This window comes from Geodermatophilus sabuli (assembly GCF_900215145.1).
GTDB lineage: Bacteria > Actinomycetota > Actinomycetes > Mycobacteriales > Geodermatophilaceae > Geodermatophilus > Geodermatophilus sabuli.
In genome coordinates this window covers 31,686-58,095 of the sequence record NZ_OBDO01000002.1, presented here as the reverse complement: position 1 = coordinate 58,095, position 26,410 = coordinate 31,686, and the positions used below count along the sequence as shown (strand labels likewise).

At 75.1% G+C, this 26,410-nt stretch carries 25 protein-coding genes, 1 pseudogene and 1 riboswitch; of the genes and pseudogenes, 12 read left to right on the top strand and 14 right to left on the bottom strand.

Annotation, left to right across the window (positions count from 1 at the left end):
• The first annotated feature begins 16 nt into the window (after positions 1-16).
• Together CRP39_RS05815 and CRP39_RS05810 are read left to right on the top strand one after the other, a co-directional pair.
• Complete coding sequence (locus CRP39_RS05815) at positions 17-1,084, top strand: zinc-binding metallopeptidase family protein (protein WP_097205285.1); 1,068 nt, start codon at positions 17-19, stop codon at positions 1,082-1,084.
• Between the two features lie 47 nt (positions 1,085-1,131).
• On the top strand, positions 1,132-1,650 hold the full coding sequence (locus CRP39_RS05810; RefSeq protein ID WP_097205283.1) for a hypothetical protein: 519 nt from the start codon (positions 1,132-1,134) through the stop codon (positions 1,648-1,650).
• 29 nt (positions 1,651-1,679) lie between these two features.
• Here CRP39_RS05810 and CRP39_RS05805 read toward each other — a convergent pair whose 3' ends face one another.
• Both CRP39_RS05805 and CRP39_RS05800 read right to left on the bottom strand, forming a co-directional pair.
• Complete coding sequence (locus CRP39_RS05805; protein WP_097205282.1) at positions 1,680-3,005, bottom strand: serine hydrolase domain-containing protein; 1,326 nt, start codon at positions 3,003-3,005, stop codon at positions 1,680-1,682.
• An 87-nt stretch (positions 3,006-3,092) separates the two neighbouring features.
• On the bottom strand, positions 3,093-3,419 hold the full coding sequence (locus tag CRP39_RS05800; protein ID WP_097205280.1) for a DUF3817 domain-containing protein: 327 nt from the start codon (positions 3,417-3,419) through the stop codon (positions 3,093-3,095).
• Between the two features lie 97 nt (positions 3,420-3,516).
• Between CRP39_RS05800 and CRP39_RS05795 the strand changes: the two genes are divergently transcribed.
• Positions 3,517-4,062 (top strand): hypothetical protein, encoded by a 546-nt coding sequence (locus tag CRP39_RS05795; RefSeq protein ID WP_216359629.1) that lies wholly within the window; start codon positions 3,517-3,519, stop codon positions 4,060-4,062.
• 75 nt (positions 4,063-4,137) lie between these two features.
• On the opposite strand, the gene CRP39_RS05790 is transcribed toward CRP39_RS05795, so the two are convergent.
• Complete coding sequence (locus CRP39_RS05790; RefSeq protein ID WP_097205278.1) at positions 4,138-5,202, bottom strand: C40 family peptidase; 1,065 nt, start codon at positions 5,200-5,202, stop codon at positions 4,138-4,140.
• A gap of 35 nt (positions 5,203-5,237) precedes the next feature.
• Positions 5,238-5,333: riboswitch (cyclic di-AMP (ydaO/yuaA leader) on the bottom strand.
• Between the two features lie 233 nt (positions 5,334-5,566).
• Here CRP39_RS05790 and CRP39_RS05785 point away from each other — a divergent pair.
• From CRP39_RS05785 to CRP39_RS05775, 3 genes and pseudogenes are all read left to right on the top strand, one after another.
• A complete protein-coding gene (locus CRP39_RS05785) occupies positions 5,567-5,758 on the top strand; it encodes a hypothetical protein (protein ID WP_143426576.1) in 192 nt (63 codons plus the stop codon).
• 99 nt (positions 5,759-5,857) lie between these two features.
• Complete coding sequence (locus CRP39_RS05780) at positions 5,858-7,420, top strand: phytoene desaturase family protein (protein WP_097205275.1); 1,563 nt, start codon at positions 5,858-5,860, stop codon at positions 7,418-7,420.
• Positions 7,399-8,220 (top strand): annotated as a pseudogene (locus CRP39_RS05775) (YhjD/YihY/BrkB family envelope integrity protein); the annotation flags it as partial. The gene CRP39_RS05780 and the pseudogene CRP39_RS05775, both read left to right, overlap by 22 nt.
• A 23-nt stretch (positions 8,221-8,243) precedes the next feature.
• On the opposite strand, the gene CRP39_RS05770 reads toward CRP39_RS05775, so the two are convergent.
• From CRP39_RS05770 to CRP39_RS05735, 8 genes are all read right to left on the bottom strand, one after another.
• Positions 8,244-10,676 (bottom strand): transglycosylase domain-containing protein, encoded by a 2,433-nt coding sequence (locus CRP39_RS05770; protein WP_097205274.1) that lies wholly within the window; start codon positions 10,674-10,676, stop codon positions 8,244-8,246.
• A gap of 103 nt (positions 10,677-10,779) precedes the next feature.
• On the bottom strand, positions 10,780-12,825 hold the full coding sequence (locus tag CRP39_RS05765) for a HelD family protein (protein WP_172442308.1): 2,046 nt from the start codon (positions 12,823-12,825) through the stop codon (positions 10,780-10,782).
• Positions 12,826-12,893: 68 nt separating this feature from the next.
• Complete coding sequence (locus tag CRP39_RS05760) at positions 12,894-13,562, bottom strand: acVLRF1 family peptidyl-tRNA hydrolase (protein WP_245853626.1); 669 nt, start codon at positions 13,560-13,562, stop codon at positions 12,894-12,896.
• A gap of 91 nt (positions 13,563-13,653) precedes the next feature.
• A complete protein-coding gene (locus CRP39_RS05755; RefSeq protein WP_097205270.1) occupies positions 13,654-14,073 on the bottom strand; it encodes a rhodanese-like domain-containing protein in 420 nt (139 codons plus the stop codon).
• A gap of 22 nt (positions 14,074-14,095) precedes the next feature.
• On the bottom strand, positions 14,096-15,310 hold the full coding sequence (locus tag CRP39_RS05750) for an MFS transporter (protein ID WP_097205268.1): 1,215 nt from the start codon (positions 15,308-15,310) through the stop codon (positions 14,096-14,098).
• Positions 15,311-15,514: 204 nt separating this feature from the next.
• Positions 15,515-17,320 carry a phosphoenolpyruvate carboxykinase (GTP) gene (locus CRP39_RS05745; protein ID WP_245853673.1) on the bottom strand — a complete coding sequence of 602 codons (1,806 nt, stop codon included), beginning with the start codon at positions 17,318-17,320 and terminating at the stop codon, positions 15,515-15,517.
• Positions 17,321-17,560: 240 nt separating this feature from the next.
• Entirely contained in the window at positions 17,561-18,076 is a 516-nt protein-coding gene (locus tag CRP39_RS05740) for an SRPBCC family protein (RefSeq protein ID WP_097205265.1), read from the bottom strand.
• The gene (locus tag CRP39_RS05735; RefSeq protein ID WP_216359628.1) at positions 18,073-18,402 is read right to left on the bottom strand and encodes an ArsR/SmtB family transcription factor; all 330 of its coding nucleotides are present in this window, start codon (positions 18,400-18,402) and stop codon (positions 18,073-18,075) included. The genes CRP39_RS05740 and CRP39_RS05735 overlap by 4 nt, the downstream gene beginning before the upstream one ends.
• Positions 18,403-18,474: 72 nt before the next feature.
• On the opposite strand from CRP39_RS05735, the gene CRP39_RS05730 reads away from it, so the two are divergent.
• From CRP39_RS05730 to CRP39_RS05720, 3 genes are all read left to right on the top strand, one after another.
• Positions 18,475-18,732 carry a hypothetical protein gene (locus CRP39_RS05730; protein ID WP_097205262.1) on the top strand — a complete coding sequence of 86 codons (258 nt, stop codon included), beginning with the start codon at positions 18,475-18,477 and terminating at the stop codon, positions 18,730-18,732.
• Between the two features lie 77 nt (positions 18,733-18,809).
• Positions 18,810-19,052 carry an acyl carrier protein gene (locus CRP39_RS05725; protein WP_097205260.1) on the top strand — a complete coding sequence of 81 codons (243 nt, stop codon included), beginning with the start codon at positions 18,810-18,812 and terminating at the stop codon, positions 19,050-19,052.
• 39 nt (positions 19,053-19,091) lie between these two features.
• Entirely contained in the window at positions 19,092-20,051 is a 960-nt protein-coding gene (locus CRP39_RS05720) for an NAD(P)H-dependent flavin oxidoreductase (RefSeq protein ID WP_216359627.1), read from the top strand.
• On the opposite strand, the gene CRP39_RS05715 is transcribed toward CRP39_RS05720, so the two are convergent.
• The 3 genes from CRP39_RS05715 to CRP39_RS05705 all read right to left on the bottom strand — a co-directional run bounded on the left by CRP39_RS05715 (position 20,048) and on the right by CRP39_RS05705 (position 22,623).
• Positions 20,048-20,773 carry a DsbA family oxidoreductase gene (locus CRP39_RS05715; RefSeq protein ID WP_221201238.1) on the bottom strand — a complete coding sequence of 242 codons (726 nt, stop codon included), beginning with the start codon at positions 20,771-20,773 and terminating at the stop codon, positions 20,048-20,050. The two genes, CRP39_RS05720 and CRP39_RS05715, sit on opposite strands and share 4 nt — an antisense overlap.
• A 73-nt stretch (positions 20,774-20,846) precedes the next feature.
• Positions 20,847-21,224: an FKBP-type peptidyl-prolyl cis-trans isomerase gene (locus CRP39_RS05710; RefSeq protein ID WP_097205258.1), complete on the bottom strand. Its 378-nt coding sequence runs from the start codon at positions 21,222-21,224 to the stop codon at positions 20,847-20,849.
• Between the two features lie 94 nt (positions 21,225-21,318).
• On the bottom strand, positions 21,319-22,623 hold the full coding sequence (locus CRP39_RS05705; RefSeq protein ID WP_097205256.1) for an MFS transporter: 1,305 nt from the start codon (positions 22,621-22,623) through the stop codon (positions 21,319-21,321).
• A 128-nt stretch (positions 22,624-22,751) separates the two neighbouring features.
• On the opposite strand from CRP39_RS05705, the gene CRP39_RS05700 reads away from it, so the two are divergent.
• The 3 genes from CRP39_RS05700 to CRP39_RS05690 all read left to right on the top strand — a co-directional run bounded on the left by CRP39_RS05700 (position 22,752) and on the right by CRP39_RS05690 (position 26,404).
• Positions 22,752-23,153 (top strand): VOC family protein, encoded by a 402-nt coding sequence (locus tag CRP39_RS05700; protein WP_097205255.1) that lies wholly within the window; start codon positions 22,752-22,754, stop codon positions 23,151-23,153.
• A 39-nt stretch (positions 23,154-23,192) separates the two neighbouring features.
• On the top strand, positions 23,193-24,896 hold the full coding sequence (locus tag CRP39_RS05695) for a glycoside hydrolase family 13 protein (protein ID WP_097205253.1): 1,704 nt from the start codon (positions 23,193-23,195) through the stop codon (positions 24,894-24,896).
• A 113-nt stretch (positions 24,897-25,009) separates the two neighbouring features.
• Complete coding sequence (locus CRP39_RS05690; RefSeq protein ID WP_097205252.1) at positions 25,010-26,404, top strand: ABC transporter substrate-binding protein; 1,395 nt, start codon at positions 25,010-25,012, stop codon at positions 26,402-26,404.
• Positions 26,405-26,410 lie beyond the last annotated feature (6 nt).

The following is a 26,410-nucleotide window of genomic DNA, read 5'->3' as shown; positions in this document are numbered from 1 at the left end:
CACTCCGAGGAGATCCGTGTCCCCTGCCGACCGTGCCCTGCTGCAGGACCTGCTCGCCGCCTACGGGCCCGGCGGACAGGAGGACGAGGGCCGGGAGGTCTGCCGGCGGGCCCTCGAGCCCCTGGTCGACGAGCTCACCGTGGACGCCGCCGGCAACCTCGTCGGGCTGCTGCGCGGCACCGGTGGGAGCGACGCCCCGGTCATCCGGGTGATGGCGCACCTGGACGAGCTGGCCATGATCGTCAAGCGGGTGGAGCCCGACGGCACGCTGCGGCTGTCCCAGCTCGGCACCATGTACCCGGGCAACTTCGGGCTCGGCCCGCTCACCGTGCTCGGGGACGCGGAGCGTTTCACCGCCGTCCTCCTGCTCGGGTCCGAGCACACGACACAGGAGACGCCGCGGGTCTGGCAGACCAAGCCCGACGGCGGCGACCAGGCCATGCAGTGGGACGACGTGTACGCCTTCACCGGCCGCAGCGTCGAGGACCTCGAGGCGGCCGGCGTGCACCCGGGCACCCGCGTCTGCGTGCACGCCAGCCGCCGCACCCTGGTGGAGTTCGGCGACTTCATCGGCTCGTACTTCCTCGACGACCGCACGGCTCTCACCGCCCTGGTCGCCGCCGCGCGGCTGCTGCGAGAGCAGGACCGGCGTCCACCGGCCGACGTCTACCTGGTCTGCACGGTCGGCGAGGAGATGGGCGGCATCGGCGCCACCCACGCCAGCCGCACGCTGCCGGGCGAGGTCACCCTGGCCCTGGACATCGGCCCGGCGGAGGCGGAGTACCAGGTGCCGGCCGACTCCGGACCGGTCGTGGCCTACGCCGACGACGCCGTCGTCTACGACAAGGCCATCAGCGACCGGCTCCTGGCACTGGGCCACGAGCTCGGCCTGGCGCCGCGCGCCGCCGTCTGGGAGTCCTTCGACTCCGACGCATCCCAGGCCCGCAGCAGCGGCCAGACCGCCCGGGCCGCGCTGCTCTCGCTGCCGACGCTGAGCACCCACGGCTACGAGGTGCAGCACACCGAGACCGTGGGGCGCTGCGCCCGCCTGCTCGCCGGGTTCCTCCACCGACCGGTGGGCTGACCAGCCCGAACCGGTGTGCCGGGTCGCCGCCGGGGTAGGGCGCGACCATGGCCAAGCGCACCCCCGTGGGGACGATCGGCAAGGGACGGCGCGGCATCAGCCCGCTCGGCTGGGCGCTGCGTGGAGCCGCGGCGGGAGCGGCGGGCAGCACCGCCCTCAACGCTGTCACCTACCTCGACATGGCCGTCCGCGGCCGCGCGAGCAGCTCCACCCCCGAGCAGACCGTGGAGATCCTCGCCGAGAAGGCCCACGTGCCCATCCCGGGGGACGACGAGACGCGGCAGAACCGGGTGCAGGGGCTCGGTCCGCTGTCCGGGCTGGTCGCCGGGATCGGCGTGGGCGTGCTCGTCGGGCTGGTCCGGGCGGCGGGCTTCCGGTCGCAGCCGCTGGTCGGCACGCTGCTGACCACCGCCGGGGTCCTGGTGGCCGCCAACGGGCCGATGACCGTCCTCGGCATCACCGACCCGCGCACCTGGTCCACCACCGACTGGGTCAGCGACCTCGTGCCGCACCTCGTCTACGGCGCGGTCGTGAAGACGACGATGGAGGCCTTCGACCTCCCCTGACGCCGCCGTCCCCAGGGTGGCCAGGCAGGTCAGTGCCGCCAGCCGCCCTCGTCGACCCCGCCGGGCACCGGGCCCGCCGGGTCGTACGGCGTGCGGGTGAACACGAAGGTGCCCAGGTCGAGGTGGTCGGCGGCGATCGTGAGGGGTTCGCCGGCGTAGTAGCCGTCCAGCCCGACCCACGTGCCGTCGTCCCGGCGGGCGAAGCGGCTGGCCCGCCCGGCCCGGCCCGGCAGCGGACCCAGGTGGAGCAGCCCCCCGTGCAGCGCCTGCAGCAGGTACGGCGAGGGGCCCCAGAACCAGACGCCGAGGTCCTCCAGCGGCACGGGGGACGGCGCGGGGGTCCACGGCTCGACGATCCGCGGCTCGGCGGCCCGCAGGTCGGCCAGCAGGCCGAACACCACCGGCTCGGGGCCGCTCGTCGCGTTGGCCAGGGACACCGCGCCGGTCCCCTCGTCGCGGTCGACGAAGACGCCGGCGAGGAAGCCGGGCATCGACCCGCCGTGTCCCACCAGGGTGCGTCCCTCCACCCGCATGACCTGCAGGCCCAGCCCGTAGGCCGACCAGCCCGGCGCCGAGGAGTCCACCCCGGCCGGGATCGCCATCTCCTCCAGCGTCGCCGGGTCGAGCACGTCACCGGTGTCGCCGAGCAGGAAGACCGCGAACCGCGCGAGGTCGGCCAGCGGAGACCACAGCTGTCCCGCAGCGGCCATCACCCCGGCGTGGTGCTCCGGCTCGGGCAGGACGACGTCGGCCCACGGGTGCACCGCGTGCCCCTCGGCGGCCGGGGCCACCGGTCGCGGCGTCGTGCGGGTCATGCCGAGCGGGGCCAGCACCTCGTCACGGACGACGTCGTCCCACGCGCGACCGCGCAGCCGCGCGACGAGCTCGCCGAGCAGCCCGAAGCCCAGGTTGGAGTAGTGGAACCGGCGCGCGGCGCCGAGGACGGCGTGCTCGTCGGCCAGCCCGAGCTCCTCCAGGGGCCCGCCCGGCGTGCGCTCCCACCAGCCGCCCGGGCTCTCCGCGGCGGCCCCACCGAGGTGGGACAGCAGCTGACCGACGGTGCGCTGGCCGAGCGGCGTCCCCGGCACGTGCCGCTCCAGGGGGTCGTCCAGGTGCACCCGGCCCTCGTCGCGCAGCCGCAGCACCGCGACGGCGGTCACCGTCTTGCTGATCGACCCCAGCCGGTACTGGACGTCGGTGTGCGGCTCGGAGACGTCGCCGCGCCCCACCGACCAGGCCAGTCCGCCGTCCCGGACGACGCCGGCCACCAGGCTGGGCGCCCGGCCGTCGCGCTGCACCCTCGCGACGCGGGCGAGGAGGGTGCGGGCGGTGGAGGGCAGCACGGGTTCCGGCATGACCGGAACCTAGCGAGCCGCGAGGTCAGGTCGTGTCCCTGGCCCGTCTCCGGTCTGCTCCTCGCTGTGATGCTCCCGGCGCGGTCGTCAGGCGGTCGGGACGGGCTCGGGCAGCGGCAGGCGGTCGGTGCGGGTGGCCCAGCGGTCGAACCACAGGGTGACCAGCGGCGGGACCGATGCCGCGAGGGCGAGCAGCGTGGTGACCGCGTTCCAGCGGAGCACGCGGGCGGCCAGGAGGGTGACCAGCACGTAGGCCACGAAGACCCCGCCGTGGATCGGCCCGAAGATCTGCACGCCGCGCTCGGAGGACCCGAGGACCCACTTCACGAACATGCCGAACAGCAGGGCCACCCAGGAGCAGGCCTCGGCGAGGGCGACGGCACGGAAGGCGAGGGCGACGGCACGGGCGTTCATCGCCTGCCATCCTCCCCGATGCGCGGTGCGACGTCCGCCCCGCCCCCGCGGAGGCCGGCGGGACCGGCCGGGCCGGGTGCTGGCAGGGTCGACGGCCGTGCGGGGACTGGCGCGGCGGGAGTTCTGCCTCGTGCTGCTGCGGCGCATGGCCGACCTGCGTCCCGACCTCGTCGCCGAGGCGCTGCCCCGGCTGGGGGCCAGCCGCGCGGAGGCGCACGCCGCGCACACCCGCTGGCAGGCGCTGCAGCACTCGCCGCGGGCGCCACGGGGGCTGGCGCTGCGCACCGCCGTCCTCGGCCCACCGGACGAGCTCGAGGACCGCCGGTTCGGCGACCTCGACGTGCAGGTCCGCCGGTGGCCGGTGCCGCTGTGGCCGCACCTGTACTGGGAGGTGCTCTCCGGGCCGGGCGGCACGGTGCTCCACGAGCACCTGGCCCGGGCACCCGGCTCACCGGTCCCACCGGCCACCGCGAGGCGGCTGCTGGTGTGGGAGCACGTCCTGGACGACGTCGTGGGCCTGCCCGGCGCCCGCAGCGTGGACCCCGGCGTCGTCACCCGCTGGGAGGTCGCCCTGCCCGGCGGGGTGCGGGCCCGGTTCGTCTGGGGCCTGCTGCAGCAGGTCAGCGGAGGGGCGGCGCGCTGACGGCGGCCCTGAGCCCCTGGCCCGTCCCGGGTCCCGCCCCGAGCCTGCGAGGGGTGGGGAGGACGGGGTCCTCGCTCAGCCGGCGATGCGGTTGAACCGGGGGGTGGTGCCCATGGCGTCGACGCTGGCCACCTTCACGACGTCGCCGGAGGTCGGTGCGTGCACCATCTGGCCGTTGCCGAGGTAGATGCCGATGTGGCTGACCGGGCTGTAGAAGGCGACCAGGTCACCGGCGCGGGCCTCGGCCCGGGACACCTGGGTCCCCATGGACGACTGCATCCGGCTGGAGTGCGGCAGGCCGATCCCGGCCGCCCGGAAGGCGTACTGGACCAGGCCCGAGCAGTCGTAGGAGCCCGGCCCGGACGCCGCCCAGACGTAGGGCTTGCCGCGCTGGGCCATCGCCGTGTCGATCGCGCTCTGGATCGCCCCGCTGCTCGCCACCACCGGCGCGGACGCCGGGGCCGCCGGGGCCGCCCGCTCCGCGCGGCTGGCCCGCTCGCCGCCGCCGCCGGCGGCGCCGTGCGCGGCGGCGGCCGCGTCCAGGGCGGCCCGCCGCTCGCTCGCGCTGAGCCGGGCGTAGTCGGCCTGGTACTCGTTGATCTGTGCCTGCAGGTCGCCCTGCTGCGCGGCGACGGCGTCGTACTGGGCCTGCGCCTCGGCGGCGGCGTCGTCGGCCACCGCCTTGGCCTGCGCGGCGACCTCGCCGGCGGCCGCGGCCTGCGCCAGCAGCGCGTTCTGGTGCCCCGCCACGGTCTCCAGCAGCGTCACCCGGTTGACGAACTCGTCGGCCGAGCCGCTGGTCATGAGCGCCTGCAGCGAGCCCATGCTGTCGCCGGTGAACGCGCTGCGGGCGATGCCCCGCACGTGCTCCTGCGCCGCGGTGACCGCGCCCTGCGCCTCGGCCACCGCCGCGGCCGCGGCCTGGGCGTCGGCCTGCTGGGCGGCCAGCGCCTCGCGGGCCTCGTTGAACTCCTCGGTGACGACCTCCAGCTCGTGCCCGCGGGCGGCGACGATCGCGGCCGCCTCCTGGGCGGTGGCCGGCTCCTCCGCGACGGCGGAGGAGGGCAGGAGGGTGATGCCGAGAGCCCCGGCGACGGTCAGGACGAGGACGGCGCGGCGGGCGGTGCGAGGGGACGCCATGGTGCGGCGGCACTCCGTTTCTTCCACGGCCGCCTACCGGGTTAGCTGACGGGTTCGGGCGGGAAGGCGCCCGGCGCGTCCGACCACGTGGCCGTGCGCGCTTCACCCCAGTGCTGCGGTGGGTCCCCGGCCTGGCACCCCCGGGGAGGAGGGCGCCGGCTCGGCGGCGTCCGCGGAGTGTCACCCAGGTTGGTGACGGAGCGCCCCGCCGGACGTACTCACCGTAAGGGGCGTGACGCCGCCGTGACAATTACCCGGATGTGATTTGGTGGACTCTCGACTCGACACGCCACACGACCGTGGCCGCTGGGGCCGGTGGTGCGGCTGGGGTTTGGCGGACGCCGCCCGCGAGCACGAGCAGCACATGACGCTCAGACGACCCCTGGCCGCCCTCCTCCTCGCGGGGGCGCTCGCCGGGCCCCTGGCCGCGTGCAGCAGCGCCGAGAGCGGCGGGAACACCGACGTCAACCGGAACGAGCAGGACTGCGGCACCGCCGAGCAGGCCCCGGGGCAGGACTGCGAGGAGAGCGAGGACGCCCCCGGCCAGGGGGGCTGACCGTGCCGGCACCGGCTACGGTCCGCCGGTGAGCGGACAGGGGCGCGGGCACCGCGGCGAGGGACGAACGAGGAGCCGGACGCCCCGCAGGAGCGGACTGTGACACCGAGCGGCCAGGGTCGGTACGACGCCGTCGTCGTCGGTGGCGGGCACAACGGGCTGGTGGCCGCGGCCTACCTCGCCCGGGCCGGCTGGTCGGTGCTGGTGCTCGAGCGGCGGGAGCGGGTCGGCGGCGCGGCGGTCAGCGAGCAGGTCTTCCCCGGGGTCGACGTCCGGCTGTCGGCGTACTCGTACCTGGTCAGCCTGCTGCCCGACCGGATCGTCGCCGACCTCGGCCTGGAGCTGACCCTCGCCGACCGGGCGGTGGCCTCCTACACCGCCGTGTCCGGCGGGCCGGGGCTGCTGGTCGAGCGGGACGAGGGGCCGGCCACCGCGGCCTCCTTCCGGGCGCTGACCGGGTCCGACGCGGAGCTGGCCGGCTGGCGCCGCTTCTACGGCCGGCTGGCCACTCTGGCCGAGGACCTCGCCCCCACCCTCACCGAGCCGCTGCTCTCCCCCGGCGAGCTGGCCGGCCGGCTGCGGGATCCGCAGCTGTGGCTGGACCTCGCCAGCCGCCCGCTCGCCGACGTCGTCGCCGACGAGCTGGCCTCCGACGTCGTCCGCGGCGTCGCGCTCACCGACGGGCTCATCGGCACCTTCGCCGACCTGCACACCGCGGACTCACCGGCCGGCCGCTGCTTCATCTACCACGTGGTCGGCAACGGCACGGGGCGCTGGCGGGTGCCGGTCGGCGGGATGGGCGCGGTCACCGGCGCCATGGCCGCCGCCGCGCGCGGCGCCGGCGCCGAGCTGGTCACCCGGGCGACGGTGACCGCGCTGGAACCGCGCGCCGACGGGGCCACCGTGCACTGGACCGACGACGACGGCACCGAGCGGGCGGTGGACGCCGGGCACGTGGTCGTCGGCGCGGCGCCCGCGGTGCTCGACGAGCTCACCGGCGCCTCCCCCCGGCCCAGCGCCGACGGCGCCCAGCTCAAGGTCAACATGGTGCTCGCGCGGCTGCCGCGGCTGCGTTCGGGCGTCGACCCCGCGACCGCCTTCGCCGGCACCTTCCACGTCGACGAGGCCGCCGGCCAACTCGACGCCGCGTACGCGCAGGCGGCGGCCGGCCGGCTGCCCGACGTCATCCCCTTCGAGGTGTACTGCCACTCGCTCACCGACCCGTCGGTCCTCGGGCCGGCCGAGCGGGTGGCCGGGTACCAGACGCTCACCCTGTTCGGCCTCCACACGCCGGCGGCGCTGTTCAGGGACGACCCGGTGGGCACCCGCCGCGAGGCGGTGCGGCGGGTCGTCGCCCAGCTCGACGCACACCTGGCCGAGCCGCTGCTGGACTGCCTGGCCCACGACGCCGGCGGCGAGCTCTGCCTGCAGGCGGCGTCCCCACTGGACGTCGAGGCCTCCCTCGCGATGCCCGGCGGCCACATCTTCCACGGGGACCTCGCCTGGCCGGTGGCCGCGATGCCGGAGCAGGTCGGCACGTGGGGCGTGGCGACGGCGCACCCACGGGTGGTCGCCGCCTCCTCCGGTGGCACGGTCCGCGGCGGGGCGGTCAGCGGCCTGGGCGGCTACGCGGCGGCGCGATCCCTGCTGGACCGGTCCTGACGGCGCGCTGGACGGCGGCCCGGCTGCGCCGTGAGACGTCGTCGCTGCTGGGGGCCGCGGGGCAGCGGCTGCGTGGGCGCGACCTCTCCCTCATCGCGGCCGGCCTGACCTTCTACGCGGGCATCGCGGTGGTGCCGCTGCTGCTGGTCGCGTTCCGCCTCACGGCGCTGCTGAGCTCCCCGGGCACCGTCCGGGAGCTCAGCGACCGCCTCGGGGACCTGCTGCCCCCCGAGCTGGGCGCCCCGGAGGCGCTGCGGGCCCTCGCCCGGGCCGGCGTGGAGATGGGCGTGCTCGACGTCGCCCTGGCGTTGCTGCCCCTGTCGCTCTACGGCGAGGGCCTGCGGCGGGCCCTGCTGCGCTTCACCCCCCGCCAGGACACCCTGACCGGCTGGCGGGGCCGACTGCTGGCGCTGCCGCTGGTGGTGGTCACCCCGGTGCTGCTGTACCCGCTGCTGCGGGCCGCCGCCGCGATGGCCGACCTCACCGACCGCGGCAACTGGCTGGGCAGCTTCGCCGTCGGCTACTACTCGGTGCTGTTCGCGCTGACCGTCCCCCTGCTGTGGGGCTTCGGCGTCGTCGCGGCCGGCCGGCTGCGCTGGCCCGCCCTCGTGACCGGCGCGCTGTTCACCGCCGCCTGCCTGTCGGGCTTCCTGCAGGGCTTCGTGCTGTTCCTGTCCCTGCCGCTGGCCCTGGGAGCGCCGTTCGGCGGCCTGACGGTCGTCGGTGCGGTGGTCGCGATCAGCCTGTGGCTGTTCCTGCTGCACCTGGTGCTCATCGGGGGCTGGCTGCTCACCCAGGCGCTGCACGAGCGGATCCGCTCCGGTCAGGCCGGCGGGGGCGCGGCGGGTGCGGGCCCGGGAGGTGGCTCGGCCGGCGGCGGTGCCGGTTCCACCGGTGCCGGTTCCGCCGGGGCGGGTGGCGGGGGCGGCGGCGCCGGTTCCCCCGCGGGCGGCGGCGGTGCGGGCGCCTCCGGTGGGGGCGCCGGCGTGTCCGGTGGCGGCGGCCGGGGCGCGGGTCGGGGTGCGGGGGCGGGCTCGACGTAGTCGGCGCCGTTGCTCACCAGGATCGACACGACCTGGTCCGGCACGGCGCGCCCCCCGCGCGGCGGGCTGGTGCCCAGGAGGGCGCCGGCGGGACGCGCGCTGTCGACCCGGACGGTGGTGTGGCGGAACCCGGCGTCGATGAGCTTCGCCTGGCAGACGCGCACCGAGGAGCACCCCGGCACCGGGCGCGTGTTGCCGTTCTGCACCACCTCGTCGGCCGGGGGGAACTCCCTGCTGCCGCGGGCCTCCAGGATCGGCGCCATGGCGTCGCGCCAGACGGTGGCGGCCTTCCCGCCACCGAACCCGCCGACGTTCTGCTTCCGCTTCGGGTTGAACACCATGACGCTCGCGGCGACGTCGGGGGTGTAGCCGACGAAGGCGATCGAGTCGTTGTCCTGTGCGGTGCCGGTCTTGCCGGCGATCTGGTGACCGGGCAGGTAGGCGCGCGCGCCGGTCTGGCCGGGGTTCCCGGGCTCGACGTCCTTGCGCAGCATCTGGTTGAGCGTGTTGGCCACCCCGGGGGCGACCGCCTCGGGCGTGCACCGGTCCCCGACCGCCAGCGGCTCCCCGTCGGGGCCGGTGGCCGGCTCGCCGTGCTGGTCGAGGACGGCGGTCACCGGGACGACGTCGCACTGGGTGCCGCTGGCCGCCAGCGTCGAGTAGGCGCTGGCCAGCGCGAGCGGGCTGGTGGCCTCGGCGCCGAAGGTGAACGACCCCCGGTTCTCGTCGATGATCCGCTGCGCCAGGGCGGGGTCGTTGAACTGGAACAGCCCCATGCGCTCGGCCATCCGCACCGGCTCCTCGACGTTGCCGAGGGCGTCCTCGAGGGCGAGGAAGTAGGTGTTGGACGACTGGTAGAGGGCGGTCGTCAGGTCCAGCGTGGACCGGTAGCGGCCGGCGTTCGACACGTCGTAGCGCCCGGCGCCGTCCCGGTAGACGCGGGAGACGTAGGGGTCCCCCGTCGTCAGCGTGTAGTAGCTGGAGTACCCGCGGGCCAGGGCGGCGGCAGCGGTGAACACCTTGTACGTCGAGCCCGACCCCTTGCTCGGGGCGACGTTGAGGTTGAACGACTCCTGGGCCGGGTCCTCGGTGTCGTAGCCGAACACCCGGTTGACGCTCATCGCCAGCAGGTGGCCCGTCCCGGGCTCGACGGCGGTGAACATGCCGGCCAGCGAGTCGCCCATCGACAAGGTGTCCAGGACGGCGGCGTCACCGGCGCGCTGCAGCTCGACGTCCAGCGTCGTCTGGATGACGTAGCCGTTGTCCTCGAGGTCCTCCTGGGTGAGGCCGAGCTCCTGGATCAGGTGGCGCTGCACGAAGTCGCAGACGAACGGCCCCACGCTCGCCTCGACGCAGCCGCGGCGGGGGGCCGGTGCGGGCGCCAGGCCCAGCGGCGCGGCCTGCGCGGCGGTCGCCTGCTCGACGGTGACGTAGCCCTGCTCGGCCATCCGCGAGAGGACCTCGTTGCGCCGCTCGGTCGCCGCCTCCGGGTTGGTGAAGGGGTCGTCGGCGGTGGGGCTCTGCGCCAGGCCGGCCAGCAGCGCGGCCTGCGGCAGGTCCAGCGCCGCGGCGTCGATGCCGAAGAACGCGCGGGCGGCCGGCTGCACGCCGTAGGCGTTCTGCCCGAAGTACACGATGTTGAGGTAGCGGGTGAGGATCTCGTCCTTGGAGTAGGAGTCCTCCAGCGCGAGGGCGAGGCGGGCCTCGCGCAGCTTGCGGCCCACGGTCTGCTCGGTGGCCGCCTGGCGCTCCTCCGGGGTGGTCGCCGTCTGCAGCAGCGTCTGCTTGACCAGCTGCTGGGTGAGCGTCGACCCGCCCTCCTGCACACCGCCGGCGGCGAGGTTGGTGACCAGCGCGCGCACCGTGCCCTGGACGTCGAGACCGTGGTGCTCGTAGAAGCGGGCGTCCTCGATCGCGACCATCGCGTGCTTCATGACCTCGGCGATCTGGTCGTGCGCGACGGGAGCCCGGTTCTCGTCGTAGAAGTACGTGATCGGCTCGCCGTTGGCCGCCAGCAGCACGGTGTTGGGCGGGGGCGGGTCGACGGTCAGCTCGGTGGGCAGGTCGCCGAGGAGGCCCGTCGACTGCTGCGCGGCCACGGCGGGCCCGCCGACCCACGGGAAGAGGAGTGCTGCGACGAGTGCTCCGGCCGCGACGACCGTGGCAGCCAGCTTGAGCAGCGTCCTGACCCGTGCGTCCGTGCGCAGGTCCATGGGCCCCCTTCCGTGGAGGAACTCACTGGAACAGAGAACGTGGTCGTCCACAACCACCCGCGCCGCACGCGCCCGGCCCTGACACCAAAGCGTGAAGGCGCGCTCACTCCACGAGCAGCTCCGGGAGATCGCCGCGGTGCAGCACCACCAGCGTGCTCACCGCCCGGGTGAGAACGACGTAGAGCCGGTGCAGCCCGCGCGGCTCCGCGGCGACGACGCCCGCCGGATCCACCACGACGACCGCGTCGAACTCCAGGCCCTTCGCCAGCGAGGCCGGGACGACGGTCACCCGGGCGGGGTCCCCGTCCTCGGTCAGCACCGCCGCGGGCAGGCCGGCGGCGGTCAGCGCCCCGGCCAGCGCGGGGACGGCGGCGTCCGCGCCGACCACACCGATCGACCCCGGCGCGGCCCGCAGCTCCCGGACGACGTCGGCAAGCGGCCCGGCGAACGCGTCCACCGAGCGCACGGCCAGGGCGCCCGCGCCCTGACGGACCGCGGTCGCGGGGGCCAGGCCGGGGGCGAGGGCCGGGAGGAGGCGGTTGGCGAACTCGAGCACCTCGCCGGGCACCCGGTAGCCGCGGGTGAGCGCGTGGACGACGGTGTCGGGACGGCCCAGCCCGGCCAGCGTCCGTCCCCAGTCCGACGCCGACCACGGGCTGGTCGCCTGGGCGAGGTCCCCGAGCACGGTGAGCGACCCGGCGGCCAGCCGACGGGCCACCGCCCGGCACTCCATCGGGGAGAGGTCCTGCGCCTCGTCGACCACCACGTGCCCGTAGCCGGGAGTGCGCTCGAGCAGCCCGGCCACCTCGTCGACGAGCACCGCGTCGGCCGGGGTCCACGGTGCGGTGCGCGGCGACCGGGGCGCCGGTTCCCACCGCAGCAGGGCCTGCTCCTCGTCGTCGAGCAAGCCGCGGGCGGCCCGGGCGAGCAGGCCGGCGTCGGTGTACAGCGCGCTGACCAGTTCCGCGGCGTCGCGGGCGGGCCAGACGGCGTCGCAGAACGCCCGGGCCTCCGGGCTGCGGGCGGCCCGGCGGGTCTCGGCGTCGGTCGGGCTGCCGCCGGCCTCCTCCGCCTGCCGGCGGGCGTCCTCGGCCAGCCCCAGGGCGAGCCGCTCCCGCCCGGCGGCGTAGTGCAGCAGCTGCTGGTCGTCACCGGCGCGGCCCCGGCGGCGCAGGTCGTCGACGGCGCGCTTGAGCCGCTCGACCGGCACCCGGTACCGGCGTCCCCCGATCGGCACCTGCAGGTCGTCGGCGGGCTTGGCGATCGCCCCCCACAGCGCCCGGTGCAGCACCTCGGCCATCCGTGCGTCGCCCTTCACGACGGCGGCCTCGGGGCGGTCCACGGCCCGCACCGGCACCCGTGCGGTGAGCTCGGCGACCGTGGTCTGCTGGACGTCGATCTCGCCGAGGGTGGGCAGCACCTGCTCGATGTAGCGGAGGAACGCCCGGTTCGGGCCGACGACCAGGACGCCGGTGCGGGCGAGCCGGCCCCCGTGGGTGTAGAGCAGGTAGGCGGCGCGGTGCAGGCCGACGGCGGTCTTGCCGGTGCCCGGCGCCCCCTGGACGCAGACCGACTCGGCCAGCGGGGCCCGCACGATCGCGTCCTGCTCCGGCTGGATGGTCGCCACGATGTCGCGCATGGGACCGCTGCGGGGGCGCTCGATCTCCTCCCGCAGCAGCCGGCTGCCGCCGTCCGGGGCGGCGGGCGCGGCGGCGCCGCGGAGCGGCTCGTCCTCGTAGCCGGTGAGCTCTCCGCCGGAGAAGCCGAACCGCCGCCGGCGCACCAGGCCCTGCGGATCGGCGGCGCTGGCCCGGTAGAACGGCCGGCTCATCGGCGCCCGCCAGTCGATGACGACCGGCGTCCCGGCCGCGTCGCGGACGTGCCGGCGGCCGATGTGGAACGTCTCGGCCGAGCCGTCGACGGTCCGGGAGTCCGTGCGGCCGAAGAAGGCCGGCACCTCCGGGTCCGCGGCCAGCGCGCGCAGGCGCTCCGCGCGGGCGGCGCCGAGCCGCTCGGCGGCCCAGGCGTCGACGCCGGCGTCCACGAGGGCGTCCGCCGCCGTCCGCATCCCGGTCAGGCACTCCGCCGCGTGCGCCAGGTGGGCGCGCTCAGCGACGAGGACGGGGTCGGTCGCGCTCGCTGAGGACACGGTCGGGCGACGCTACGCCTCGGCTTCCGTTCCGTCACGCGGTTTCCCGGGTGCGGCCGGCCGCCCGGTCAGCGGCGATCGTCGGGCTCCACGATGTGCACCCGCACCGCCCGGAACTGCTCCGGCGTGGCCAGCAGCACGACCTTGGTGGGCTCCCCCACCTCCAGCGGCGGCTCGCGCCGCAGCGCCGCCAGCGTCCGGAGCCGGGGGTCGGCCAGGACGTCGTCGACCAGCCCGCGGTCGCCGCCGGTGAACAGCGCGACCACGTCGGCGATGTGCGGCAGGAGCACCCGGGCGGCGGTGTCCGCGGCCGCCGTCACGACGGCGTCGGTCTGGTGGCCGCGGCGTCGGGCGAAGCGCTGCTGGCTCCAGCCGCCGGCGGCGGTGCGGCCCTGGACCTGGCGGGCGTCGACCTTGGAGACGACGAGGTCCGCGCCGTCGAATACCCCGACCGCCCACCGCCCGCGACGGACCAGCAGGACGGCCGCCCGGTGCGACTGCCGCGCCGCTGCCGTGAAGGAGCTGAGCACGGCCGGCCCCGGCTGCCAGCCGAACGGCGCCCGCAGCGTGACGGTCGTCGTGTCCGCGCAGGTGACCTGCACGGCGCCGTCGGCGTCCGATGCCACCCGGTCGAAGCTGCCGTGCCGGTCGGCGACGCCGTCCAGCCAGCGGCCCAGGCGTTCCGGGGGCACGCCGAGGATGCGGCCACCCCCGGCGGCCGGTCGGGCGCGGGTCACCATCCGGACCCTAGTGCGGCCCGGGCGGTGGCCCGCCGCTCGACACCGGGGACGACCGCGGCCGGACGGCACCCGACGCGCCGGACCCGCCTCAGCCCCGGGTGGTGGGCAGGCCGGCCGCCCGCCAGGCCTGGTAGCCGCCGATGACGTCGGTGGCCCGGCTGAGGCCGAGGACGCGGAGCGAGTCGGCGGCCAGGCTGGAGGAGTACCCCTCGTTGCACAGCACGATGACCTCGACGTCGTAGCCGGTGGCCTCCGGCAGCTTGGCGTCGCTGGCCGGGTCGAAGCGCCACTCCAGGTGGTTGCGCTCGACGACGAGCGCACCCGGCACCTCCCCGTCGGCGTCCCGCTGGAACGCCGGACGGGTGTCGACGAGGACAGCGCCGCCGGCCACGTGGGCGGCGGCCTCCGCCGGCTCCAGCCGGTGCAGGCGGGCGCGCGCCTCGGCGAGCACCTCGTCGATGGTCCTGGCCCCGCTCGGGCGCCCGGCACGGATCGGCTCGTCGCTCATGGGGCCATTCTGCGGCTCCCGCTCACCGGGCCATCGCGGGCTCGGCGGCGTGCTCGGCCGGCACGCGCAGCACCCGCTGCGCGGCGCAGACGGTGATCGCCGCGACCGCCGCCGCGACGGTCGCGACGAGGAAGGCGGCGTTGGCGCCGACCGTGTCGACGACCTTCCCCGAGATCGACGTGCCCACGGCCACGCCGAGGGCCAGCGCGGTGCCGATCCAGGTGAAGGCCTCGGTCGTCGCCGAGCGGGGCACGAGCAACTCGGCGAGGGTGAACGAGCTGATCAGCGAGGGCGAGACGGCGACCCCGGCGACCACCACGAACGGGATCATCAGCCAGATGTCGCGGATGACCAGCAGCGGGAGGCTCAGCACGGTCAGCAGCACGAGGGCCACGGCCAGCCGCAGCCGCAGCGGCTGCTTCCAGTGGACCGTGCCCCACCCGATGCCGCTGGCCATCGACCCGACGGCGAGGGCGGCGATCAGGACGCCGGACAGCGACATCGCGTCCACCTCGTCGGCGAAGGCGACCAGCGCGATCTCCAGGGTGCCGAGGATGGCGCCGACCGCCGCGCCCACCACGAACAGCACGCGGATGCCGGCGCTGCGGATCGCCGTCGGCCCCGAGCGCGCCGCGTGCCCGTGGGGTGGAGGCTCGGTCTGGCCCTGCGCGGCGAACAGCAGGCTGCCGACGACGGCGAGGGTGAAGGCGGTGACCACGCCTGAGGTGGAGTGCCCGGTGGTGGACAGGAAGGTGACCAGGACCGGGCCGACGATGAAGACGAACTCGTCGAGGACCGACTCCATCGCCAGCGCGGTCGGCAGCCGGTGCGTGCCGCGCAGCAGGTGCGTCCAGCGGACCCGGATCATCGAGGAGACTGGGGGGATGCACGCGCCGGCCACCCCGGCGGAGACGAACACGGTCCACAGCGGCCAGTCCTGCTTGACCGCCGGCAGGAAGACGCAGCCCGCGACGACGAAGATCGCCACGACCGGCAGCAGCGTGCGCCGCTGCCCGTGGGTGTCGGCCCAGCGGCCGATGAGCGGGCCGGAGATGGCGGTGGTCACCGCGCCGGTGGCGGCGACCACACCCCCCAGGCCGTAGGAGCCGGTCTCCGACGCGATCAGCAGGACCGAGCCCAGGCCCACCATCGACAACGGCAGCCGCCCCACGAACGCGGCCAGCACCATCGGCAGCGCGTGCGGCGTACGCAGCACCTGCAGGTAGGGATTGGGCACGGGACGGGGACCTGTCGTGTCAGGTGGCGATCGGGCGGGGGTACGCCCAGCCACGCTAACCGACCGGGCGGGCCCTGGCCGGTCGGCGCACGCCGGTGCCGGTCGGGCGCCCGGCGTCCGGGAGGGGAAGACCCCGCCCCGGTCGCCGTTGACCGGGGCGGGGCCTCATGACCGGCTCGGGTGAGCCGGGGCAGGGCGCCTCCTTCAGGAGAGCCGGTGCTCCAGGATGGCGAGCTCGTCCCACAGGGTGCTGGGCAGCTTGTCGCCGAACTTCTGGAACCACTCGGTGATCTGGGGGATCTCGGCGCGCCACTCGTCCGCGTCGACGGCGAGGGCCTTGCGGAGCTGCTCGTAGCTCAGGTCGAGGCCGTCGACGTCCAGCGAGTCGGCGGTGGGCACGTGCCCGACCGGCGTCTCGACGGCGGCCGCGGTGCCCTCGAGCCGCTCGACGACCCACTTCAGGACCCGGCTGTTCTCGCCGAAGCCCGGCCAGAGGAAGCCGCCGTCGGCGTCGCGCCGGAACCAGTTCACGTAGAAGATCTTCGGCAGCTGGGCAGCGTCGTGCGCCTTGCCGGTCTCGACCCAGTGCCGGAAGTAGTCGCCGGCGTTGTACCCGATGAACGGCAGCATGGCGAAGGGGTCGCGGCGGACGACGCCGACCGCGCCGGTGGCCGCGGCGGTGGTCTCCGAGGAGAGCGTGGCCCCCATGAAGACGCCGTGGTTCCAGTCGCGGGCTTCGGTGACCAGCGGGATCGTCGTCTTGCGGCGGCCACCGAAGAGGATCGCCGAGATCGGCACGCCCTGCGGTTCGGAGTACTCCGGCGCCAGGATCGGGCACTGGGTGATCGGCGTGCAGAACCGGCTGTTCGGGTGGCTGGACAGCTCGCCGCTCTCCGGCGTCCAGTCCCGGCCCTTCCAGTCGGTGAGGTGGGCGGGGGCGTCGTCGGTCATGCCCTCCCACCAGACGTCGCCGTCGTCGGTCAGCGCGACGTTGGTGAAGACCGAGTTGCCCTGCTCGATGGTGCGCATGGCGTTGGGGTTGGTGTCCCAGCCGGTGCCCGGCGCGACGCCGAACAGGCCGAACTCCGGGTTGACGGCGTACAGCCGGCCGTCCGCACCGAAGCGCATCCAGGCGATGTCGTCACCGAGGGTCTCCACCGTCCAGCCGGGGATGGTCGGCTCCAGCATCGCCAGGTTCGTCTTGCCGCAGGCCGACGGGAAGGCGGCGGCGACGTAGTACGTCTTCTGCTGCGGGCTGGTCAGCTTGAGGATCAGCATGTGCTCGGCCAGCCAGCCCTCGTCGCGGGCCATGACCGAGGCGATCCGCAGCGAGTAGCACTTCTTGCCCAGCAGCGCGTTGCCGCCGTAGCCCGAGCCGTAGGACCAGATGGTCCGCTCCTCGGGGAACTGCACGATGTACTTGGTGGAGCTGCACGGCCACGGCACGTCGGCCTGGCCGGGCTCCAGCGGGGCGCCCAGGGAGTGCATCGCCGGCACGAACGGGCGGTCGGTGCCCATGGCCTCGAGGACGTACGTGCCGATGCGGGCCATGACCCGCATCGAGACGACGACGTACTCCGAGTCGGTGAGCTCGACGCCGAACATGGGGTTCTCGGCCTCGACCGGGCCCATGCAGAACGGGATGACGTACATGGTCCGGCCGCGCATGCACCCGCGGTACAGCTCGGTCATGACCGACTTCATCTCGTCGGGGGCCATCCAGTTGTTGGTCGGCCCCGCGTCGGCCTCGTCGACCGAGCAGATGTAGGTGCGGTCCTCGACGCGCGCGACGTCGCTGGGGTCGGAGGCGCACCAGAACGAGTTGGGCTTCTTCTCCAACCGGGTGAAGGTGCCCGCGTCGACCAGCTCCTGGGTGAGGCGCTCCCACTCCTCGTCGGTCCCGTCCACCCAGACGACCTGATCGGGGGTGGTCAGCTCGGCCATCTCCCGCACCCACGCGAGCAGCCGGGCGTGGGTGGTCGGGGCGTTGTCGAGACCGGGGGTGGCCACAGAAGTCAAGGCGTCTCCATCTGTCGGGCACGCGGGGCAGGGAGCCGCCGACGTGGGGAGTGCTGCTGGCGCAGGTGGACCCGGACCGCGCGGCGCCGCTCGCGCCGGGGATCCCGGAGTGCGCTCAGACTATCGACGGGGTCGCCCGCTGTAACCGTGAGAGATGACACGTATAGGACGTCTACCCGCCGGGACCGAAGACCCTGGTGACGGCGGACCCATCCGGTCGGGGAGCGGCGCTCAGCCGGCCCCGCCGCGGCCGTACAGGGGTCCCACCTCGGCCCAGAACGGCGCCCACTCACCAGGGCCGCCCGTACCGGTCAGCTCCGCCTCGAGCTTGTCGAGGTACCAGTGCCAGCCCCCGGCGACGTCACCGACCCCGGTCCCCGCCGCGAGGACCTGGGTGAACACGAGGGTGGTCGTGCCGCCGTCGGAGGTGAGGTCGAGCTCGACCCGCCACTGCTCCGACGTGGTCCACTCCAGCACGAGCCGCCGGGGCGGGTCGCACTCGACGATCCGCATCGCCTCGCCCTCGTGCTCGCCCTCCTCGTGGGTCATGACGAAGGTGCCCGTACCGCCCGGGCCGCGCTCGCCGTCGTAGGTGCCGATCCAGCGGGCCAGCCGGTCGGGCTCGGTGAGCGCCGCCCAGACGTCGTCCACGGGGTCGGGCCAGGACCGGCGGAACTCCAGCCGCTGCCGGCCGTCGGGTTCGGTGCTGACGACGCCTCGGCGGGCGTGCGCGTCCTGCTGGGTCATCTCGGGTCTCCGCCCTGCCTGGCCCGCCGTCCGCGGGCGATCTCGGTGTCCAGTGCGTCGAGCCGCTGGGCCCACAGGTCGCGGTAGGGCTCCAGCCACTCGTCGAGCTCCCGCAGCGGGCGCGGGTCGAGCGCGTAGAGCCGGCGGCGCCCCTCGCCGCGACTGGTGACCAGCCCCGCCTCCCGCAGCACCCGCAGGTGCCGGCTGATCGCCGGCCGGCTCACCGGGAAGCGCCCGGCCAGCTCCCCCGCGGCGAGCTCGCCGTGGGACAGCAGGTCGACCAGCTGCCGGCGGGTCGGGTCGGCGAGCGCCGCGATCGCCTCCACGGCACATACGTAACACATCGGTTACGCGTTGACGAGGGGTTGGGGCGCGGCCCCAGCGGGCACGAGCGGCTCATGACGGTCACCGACCCCGACGTCCCCGACCCGCTCAACGACCCCCGCACCCTGCAGGCCGACCCCGGCGCCTACGGCCAGGGCGAGGACCTCGCCTCGGGCGAGGACGACGCCGCCGTCAGCGGCGAGGAGGAGATGGCCGAGGAGGAGAGGGAGCAGGGCGAGGAGCTCGCCGCAGGGCGCACCGCGGCGGACGACGCCGGCGGCGGGGACGTCACCGGCGGGATGGCCCCCGGGGTCGGCACCGCGTCCGACTGAGACGGATCGGTCCGTTTCCCCGTCACCCGGCGCGGGAAGTGTGGTGGTCCCCACGGTTCAGCGACGAGGAGGCTGTGATGGCCACCGGTGAGACCGGCTTCGAGGACGTCACCTACGACCTGATCTCGGTGCAGTACCACTCGCTCAAGGCCGGGCACGACTACGGCCAGTACGTGCGTGACGCGGACAACGCCGGGCTGAAGGACATCGCGGACTTCTTCCGCGAGGTCATGGAGCAGGACTCCGCGCGCGCCCGGCGCTGCCACGAGTTCCTGCGGAACATCTCCGGCACCGAGCAGGGCGGCCCCGCCACCCAGTAGGGGGCGACCGCCGCCGGACACCCGGGCAGGATGGGCGGCGTGATCCGGACGCCGCTGACCCGCTGGTTCGACCTCGCCGCACCGGTCGTCGGCGCACCGATGGCCGGTGTGGCCGGCGGGGCCCTGGCCCGCGCCGTCTCCCTCGGCGGTGGGCTGGGCATGATCGGCGTGGGCAACGCGACGACGCCGGAGTTCGTGGCCGAGCAGGCCGCGATCCCCGCCGCCGATGACCTGCCGTTCGGCATCGGCCTGATGGCGTGGGTGCTCGAGACCCGCCCGGAGCTGCTCGAGGCGACGATTGCCACCCGGCCGGCGCTGGTCTCGGTCTCCTTCGGCGACCCCGCGCCGTCGGTCCGCCCGCTGCACGACGCCGGGATCGCCGTCGCCACGCAGGTCAACACCGTCGACGACGTCGCCCGGGCCGCCGAGGCCGGCGTCGACGTGCTCGTCGCCCAGGGCACCGAGGCCGGCGGGCACACCGGGCACCGCGCCACCCTCCCCCTGCTCCAGGAGGTGCTGGCCCTCACCGACCGGCCGGTGCTGGCCGCCGGCGGGATCGCCACCGGCGCCGGGGTGGCCGCCGCCCTGGCCGCCGGGGCCGCCGGGGTCTGGATCGGCACGCCGCTGCTGGCCTGCCCCGAGGCGCTCAACTCACCCGCGGCGCGAGCCCGGGTCACCGCGGCCCGCGGCGAGGACACCGTGCTCACCCGGGCCTTCGACGTGGCCCAGGGCCTGGCCTGGCCGCAGCGGTGGCCGGGGCGCGCCCTGGTCAACGACTTCAGCCGCACCTGGCACGGTCGGGAGGCGGAGCTGCCCGGGCACCCGGACGCCGCGCGGGTCGTGGAGGCCCGCCGGACCGGCGACCTGGACGCCGCACCGCTCTACGCCGGGGAGTCGGTGGGCCTGGTCACCGCCGAGCGGCCGGCGGCCGACGTCGTCCGGGAACTGGCCGGGGACGCCGAGCGGCGGCTGCGGGCGGTGGCGGGCCTGCTGGACTAGACGGCGCAGCTGTCGTCGGTGCAGCCGTCGGCGGCCGGCACCGTCACCAGCGGGTGCGCGTCGGCCCACGCCCGCTCCAGCACCTGCAGGAGCAGCTCCGCCGGCTGGGCGCCGGCCGCGCCGTACTTCCGGTCGACGACGAAGAAGGGGACGCCGGTCGCGCCGAGGGCCTGGGCCGTCCGGACGTCCTGGCTCACCGCGTGCCGGTAACGGGAGTCGCCCAGCGCCGCGCGCACCTCGGCCTCGTCCAGGCCGACCTCGGCGGCGAGCGGGACGAGCGCTTCGACGTCGAACACCGACCGCCGCTCCTCGAAGTGGGCGTGCAGCAGGCGCTCCTGCATCTGCCCCTGCAGGCCGTGCTCGGCCGCGAGGTGGAGGAGCTCGTGGGCCAGCCGGGTGTTGCCGCTGACGCCGTCCGCGAGGGAGTAGTCGAGCCCCTCGGCGGCGGCGGTCTCCTCGACGTGCCGCATCGTCGCGCGCATCTCCTCCTCGCTGCGGCCGTACTTGGCGGCCAGTGCGGGCAGCGTCGCGTGGGTCTCGCCCTCGGACGCGGTGGGGTCGAGCTGGTACGAGCGCCAGACGACCTCGACCTGGTCGCGGTGGGGGAATCGCGCGAGCGCGGTCTCCAGCCGGCGCTTGCCGATGTAGCACCACGGACAGACGACGTCGGACCACACCTCGATGCGCACGTCGGCGACCAACCGCGGCCCGCCCGCCGTCATTCCGCCCGGGCCGCCTCGGCCGTCGCGCGGGGTGGAGTCGCTCGGGAACGGGCCCGCCACCGAGCGACTCCGCTCAGCGGACGCCGACGAGGTCGACGACGAAGACGAGCGTCGCGCCGGGCCTGATGACGCCGCCGGCGCCGCGGTCGCCGTAGGCCTTGTGCGGCGGGATCGTCAGCCGACGCCGGCCACCCACCTTCATGCCGGTCATGCCCTCGTCCCAGCCCTGGATGACCATGCCGACGCCGAGCCGGAACTCCAGGGGGTCGCCGCGGTCCCAGGAGGCGTCGAACTGCTCGCCGCCGTCGTGGGTGACCCCGACGTAGTGCGCGCTCACCAGGTCGCCGGCCTTGGCCTCCGGACCGTCGCCGACGACGAGGTCCTCGACCACCAGGTCGTCGGGCGCCGGGCCGGTGGGCGGCTCGACGTCGGGGCGGGTCAGCTCGGCCACGGGATCTCCTCGGGGTGCGGGTGCCGGGTCGGTGCCCGACGGGTCACCCCCATCCAAACAGCGGTCCCCCCGGGACGCCGACCGGCCCCGGCGCTCACACCCGGTCGAGGACGTCGTCCGCCGGCGACTGCCCGGCGGGGGCGGCACCCCCGTCGAGCGGGTGCGCGACCTCGTCGGCCGGCATCCGCGCCGCCAGCACCGCCACGGCCGCCAGGAGCGGCGGCGCCAGCCCGGCCACCAGGAACGTCGCGGCCGAACCGATGAGCTCGCTGACCGGCCCGGCCAGCGCCATGGACAACGGCATGAGGCTGAGGGAGACGAAGAAGTCCAGGCTGGAGACCCGGCCGAGCAGCGCCGGCGGCACCCGCCGCTGCAGGAGCGTGCCCCAGATGACGGTGCCGGCCTCGAAGGCCGCACCGACCAGGGCCCCGGCCGCGATCATCAGCGGGAGGCTCGAGGAGAGGCCGAAGACGACCATCGGCACGCACCCCAGCCCCCACAGCGCGACCATCACGGTCAGGTACCGCCGGGGCAGCCGCAGCGACGCGACGACCAGGGAGCCGATCGCCCCGCCGATGCCGAACGCGGCCAGCACGTAGGCGTGCTGCGTCGGACCGCCGCCCGCGTCCCGGATGGCGAAGGGGACCAGGACCTCCAGCGGCCCGAGGAGCGCCAGCACCATCAGCGACGCGAACAGCAGGGTGGCCAGCAGCCAGGGCGTGCGCAGCATGTATGCGAAGCCCTCGCGCAGGTCGGCCAGCACCCCGGCCGGCCGGGCGCCGTCATCGGGGTCCCCCCGCCGGACGGGGGTGACCGGCAGGGCGAGGACGTGCGCGGCGGCGAGCAGGGAGGCGATCGCGGTGGCGGCCAGGGCCGCGCCCGGGGAGACCGCGGCGACGAGGAACCCGGCGGCCGCCGGCCCGGCCGCGTTCTGCAGGAGGGGACGGACGGCGCCCTCGAGCCCGTTGGCCGCGAGCAGATCCCCCTCGGGCACGAGGGCCGGCAGCTGCGCGGAGTAGGCCGGGTAGTACAGCCCCGTCGCCAGCCCCACGGCAAGGCCGGCCGCGGCCAGCTGCCACAGCGTCAGCAGGCCCAGCAACGACAGGCCGGCGACCACGGCGACGGCCGCCGCCTGGACGAGCGCCACCGCCAGCAGGAGGTACCACTGCGGGACCCGGTCGGCGAGCACCCCGCCGAACAGGGTGCTGGCCAGCATCCCGCCGGCGGACAGGCCGGTGACCAGCGAGAGGGCGGCCGGGCCCCCGCCCAGGGCCACCACCTGCCAGACCGCGGCGACCGCCCACAGCCCGGCGGCCAGCAGCGACAGCGCCATCGACGCGGCCAGCAGCCGGTAGTCGCGGTGCCGCAGCGGCGACAGCGCGCGCGGCAGCGGGGCCATGGGAGCGCCTCCTCGTCGGGATCCGGTCCGCTCATGGTCGGCGACGGGTACGACAGGACGCACCCGATTTCCCGGGCCGCGCGCCGGGGAGGCCCCCGTCGCCAGCACCCCCGCTACCGTCCGGCGGCGTGATCGACCACCTGGGACTGCAGGCCGCCGACGTCGCGGCCGCCATCGCCTTCTACACGCGGGTGTTCGCCCCCGTCGGCCTGCGCGAGGCGATGCGCTACGAGACGCCGGACGGCCCGGTCGTCGGGTTCGCCGGGCCGGACGGGCACCCGCAACTGTGGGTCAGCCCGCTGGCCGAGGGCACCGAGCGCCCCGTGCACCTGGCGCTGCGGGCGCCGTCCCGCGCGGCCGTCGACGAGGTGTTCGCGCTGGCCCGGGACGCCGGCGCCGAGGTGCTGCACGAGCCGCGGGTCTGGCCGGAGTACCACCCGGGCTACTACGGCGCGTTCTTCCGCGACCCCGACGGCAACAACGTGGAGGCGGTGCACCACACCCCACCGTCCCCGCCGGTGCAGGACTGACCGGGTGCGAGCCCGGGCGGCCCGTGCTGGGCTGGGCGCATGCCCGAGCAGTCCCCGTGGTGGACCCGTGCGGTCGTCTACCAGGTTTACCCCCGCTCGTTCATGGACTCCGACGGCGACGGCATCGGTGACCTCGGCGGGGTGCTCCAGCGGCTGGACCACCTGGCCGACCTGGGCGTCGACGTCCTGTGGCTCTCCCCGGTCTACCCGTCCCCCCAGGCGGACAACGGCTACGACATCAGCGACTACACCGAGGTCGACCCCCTGTTCGGCAGCCTGACGCAGCTCGACGCGCTGATCGCCGCCCTCCACGAGCGCGGGATGAAGCTGGTCATGGACCTGGTGGTCAACCACACCAGCGACGCGCACCCCTGGTTCCTGGAGAGCAGGTCGTCGAAGGACTCGCCCAAGCGCGACTGGTACTGGTGGCGGCCGCCGCGGCCGGGGATGGCCGCCGGCGCGCCGGGCGCGGAGCCGACCAACTGGCACTCGTTCTTCTCCGGCCCGACCTGGGAGCTCGACGAGGCCAGCGGCGAGTACTACCTGCACCTGTTCGACCGCCGGCAGCCGGACCTCAACTGGGAGAACCCCGAGGTCCGGGACGCGGTGTACGCGATGATGCGGTGGTGGCTCGACCGCGGGGTCGACGGCTTCCGCATGGACGTCATCAACATGATCAGCAAGGACGTCGGCCCGGACGGCGCCCTGCACGACGGCCCGCCGCTGCCGGGGGTGCCCTACGGCGACGGCTCGGCGTCGTACCTGTGCGGGCCGCGGATCCACGAGTTCCTGCAGGAGATGCACCGCGCGGTCTTCGCCGGCCGCCGGGAGCAGTTGCTGCTCGTCGGTGAGATGCCCGGCGTGACCGTCGAGGCGGCCCGGCTGTTCACCGACCCGGCCCGAGAGGAGGTGGACATGGTGTTCCAGTTCGAGCACGTCGGGCTGGACTTCGAGGGCAGCAAGTTCTCCCCGCGGCCGCTGCGGCTCACCGACCTCAAGGCCTCGTTCGGGCGGTGGCAGGTGGGGCTGGCCGACGTCGGCTGGAACTCCCTCTACTGGGACAACCACGACCAGCCGCGGGCGGTCTCCCGGTTCGGCGACGACTCGCCGGAGTGCCGGCGGGACTCCGCGACCTGCCTGGCCACGCTGCTGCACCTGCACCGGGGGACGCCCTACGTCTACCAGGGCGAGGAGCTCGGGATGGCCAACGCCCCGTTCGAGAGCCTCGACGACTTCCGGGACGTCGAGTCGCTCAACCACTTCGCGCAGGCCGTCGCCCACGGTGCGGACCCGGACACCGAGCTGGCCGCGATGCGGCGGATGGGCCGGGACAACGCGCGCACGCCGGTGCAGTGGGACGACTCCCCGAACGCCGGCTTCACCTCCGGGACGCCGTGGATCGCGGTGAACCCCGACCACGTGCGGTGGAACGCCGCCGCGCAGCGGGCCGACCCGACGTCGGTGTTCGCCCACCACCAGCGGCTGATCGCGCTGCGGCACGAGTCGCCGGTGGTCGCGCTGGGCGACTTCACCATGGTGCTGCCCGAACACGAGTCGGTGTACGCCTTCACCCGCTCGCTGGACGGCGAGACGCTGTTCGTCGTGTGCAACGTGAGCGGGCACGAGTACCGGCTGGGCGAACTGCTGCCCGAGGTGGCCGGCACCGAACTGGTGCTGGGCAACCTGCCGGAGGGCGACCCGGCCGTGCTGCGCCCCTGGGAGTCGCGGGTGCTCAGGAGCTGACCGCCCGGCCCGCAGCCGGGCGCGGCGGAGTCGCGTCCGGCCCTGCATCCCTCGTGGCGCGCGTCACACGGCGAGCCGCTACTGTCCGGGTCCGGCGATCCCGGGGGGAGCTGATGAGGGTTGTGGAGCGACCGGTCAGGGCCTCGGTGGCGGCGGTCGGGGCGACGGTCCTGCTCGCCGCCTGCGGCGGGGGCGACACCGGAGGCAGCGAGGAGGGTGACCCGCTGACCGTGTGGACCCTGGAGAACCTCCCCGACCGCCTCGCCGTCCAGGAGGAGATCGCCGCGGCCTTCACCGGGAGCAGCGGGGTCGAGGTCGAGCTCGTCGCCGTCGACCCGAACCAGTTCAACCAGCTCCTCATCTCCTCGGCCGCCGCGGGGCGGCTGCCCGACGTCATCGGCGCCCTGCCGCTGGCCGGCGTCCAGCTGCTGGCGACCAACGACCTCATCGACCGCGAGATGACCGCCTCCGTGGTGGAGGGCCTGGGCGCCGGCACCTTCTCCGAGCACGCGCTGGAGCTGACCCGGGACGGCGATGCGCAGGTCGCCGTCCCCAGCGACGGGTGGGCGCAGCTGCTCGTCTACCGCAAGGACCTCTTCGACGCCGCGGGCCTCGCCGCACCGGAGACCTACGACGAGATCCTCGCCGCCGCGCAGGAACTGGACAGCCCCGAGGTGGCCGGCTTCGTCGGGGCCACCGTGCCGAACGACGCCTTCACCCAGCAGACCTTCGAGCACCTCGCCCTGGGCAACGGCTGCCAGCTGGTGGACGACACAGGTGAGGTCACGATCGAGAGCGAGGCGTGCGTGGGGTCGTTCGCGTTCTACGACGAGCTGATCAGCGACTACTCAGTGAGCGGGGCGCAGGACGTCGACACCACGCGCGCCGCCTACTTCGCCGGGCAGTCGGCCATGGTCGTGTGGTCCTCGTTCATCCTCGACGAGATGGCCGGCCTGCGGGCCGATGCGCTGCCGACGTGCCCGGAGTGCGCGGCCGACCCTGCGTTCCTCGCCCGGAACAGCGGCGTGGTCACCGGGATCTCGGGGCCCGACGGCGACGGGCCCGAGCAGTTCGGCGACATCGTCTCCTGGGCCGTCACGGTCGACGCGCAGGCCACCGCCGCCAACTTCGTCGACTACATGATGGAGGACGGGTACGAGCAGTGGATCGGCTTCTCGCCGGAGGGCAAGGTGCCGACCCGGCAGGGCACGGCCGAGGAGCCGACGCGGTACATCGACGCCTGGGCCACCCTGCCCTCGGGCGTGGACACCAAGGCGCCGTTGACCGACTTCTACACGGCCGAGGTCCTCGACGCCCTGCGGACCGCCCCCGACAGGATCGGCCCCTGGGGGATCCCTCAGGGGCAGGGCGCACTGATCGGCGCCTCCCTCGGCGAGCTCCCCGTCCCGCAGGCCATCGCCGCGATGACCGAGGGCGAGGTGGATCCGAGCGGAGCGGCCCGACAGGCGGCCGAGGCACTCCGTGAGATCGCCTCGTCGGTGGACTGACGTGCG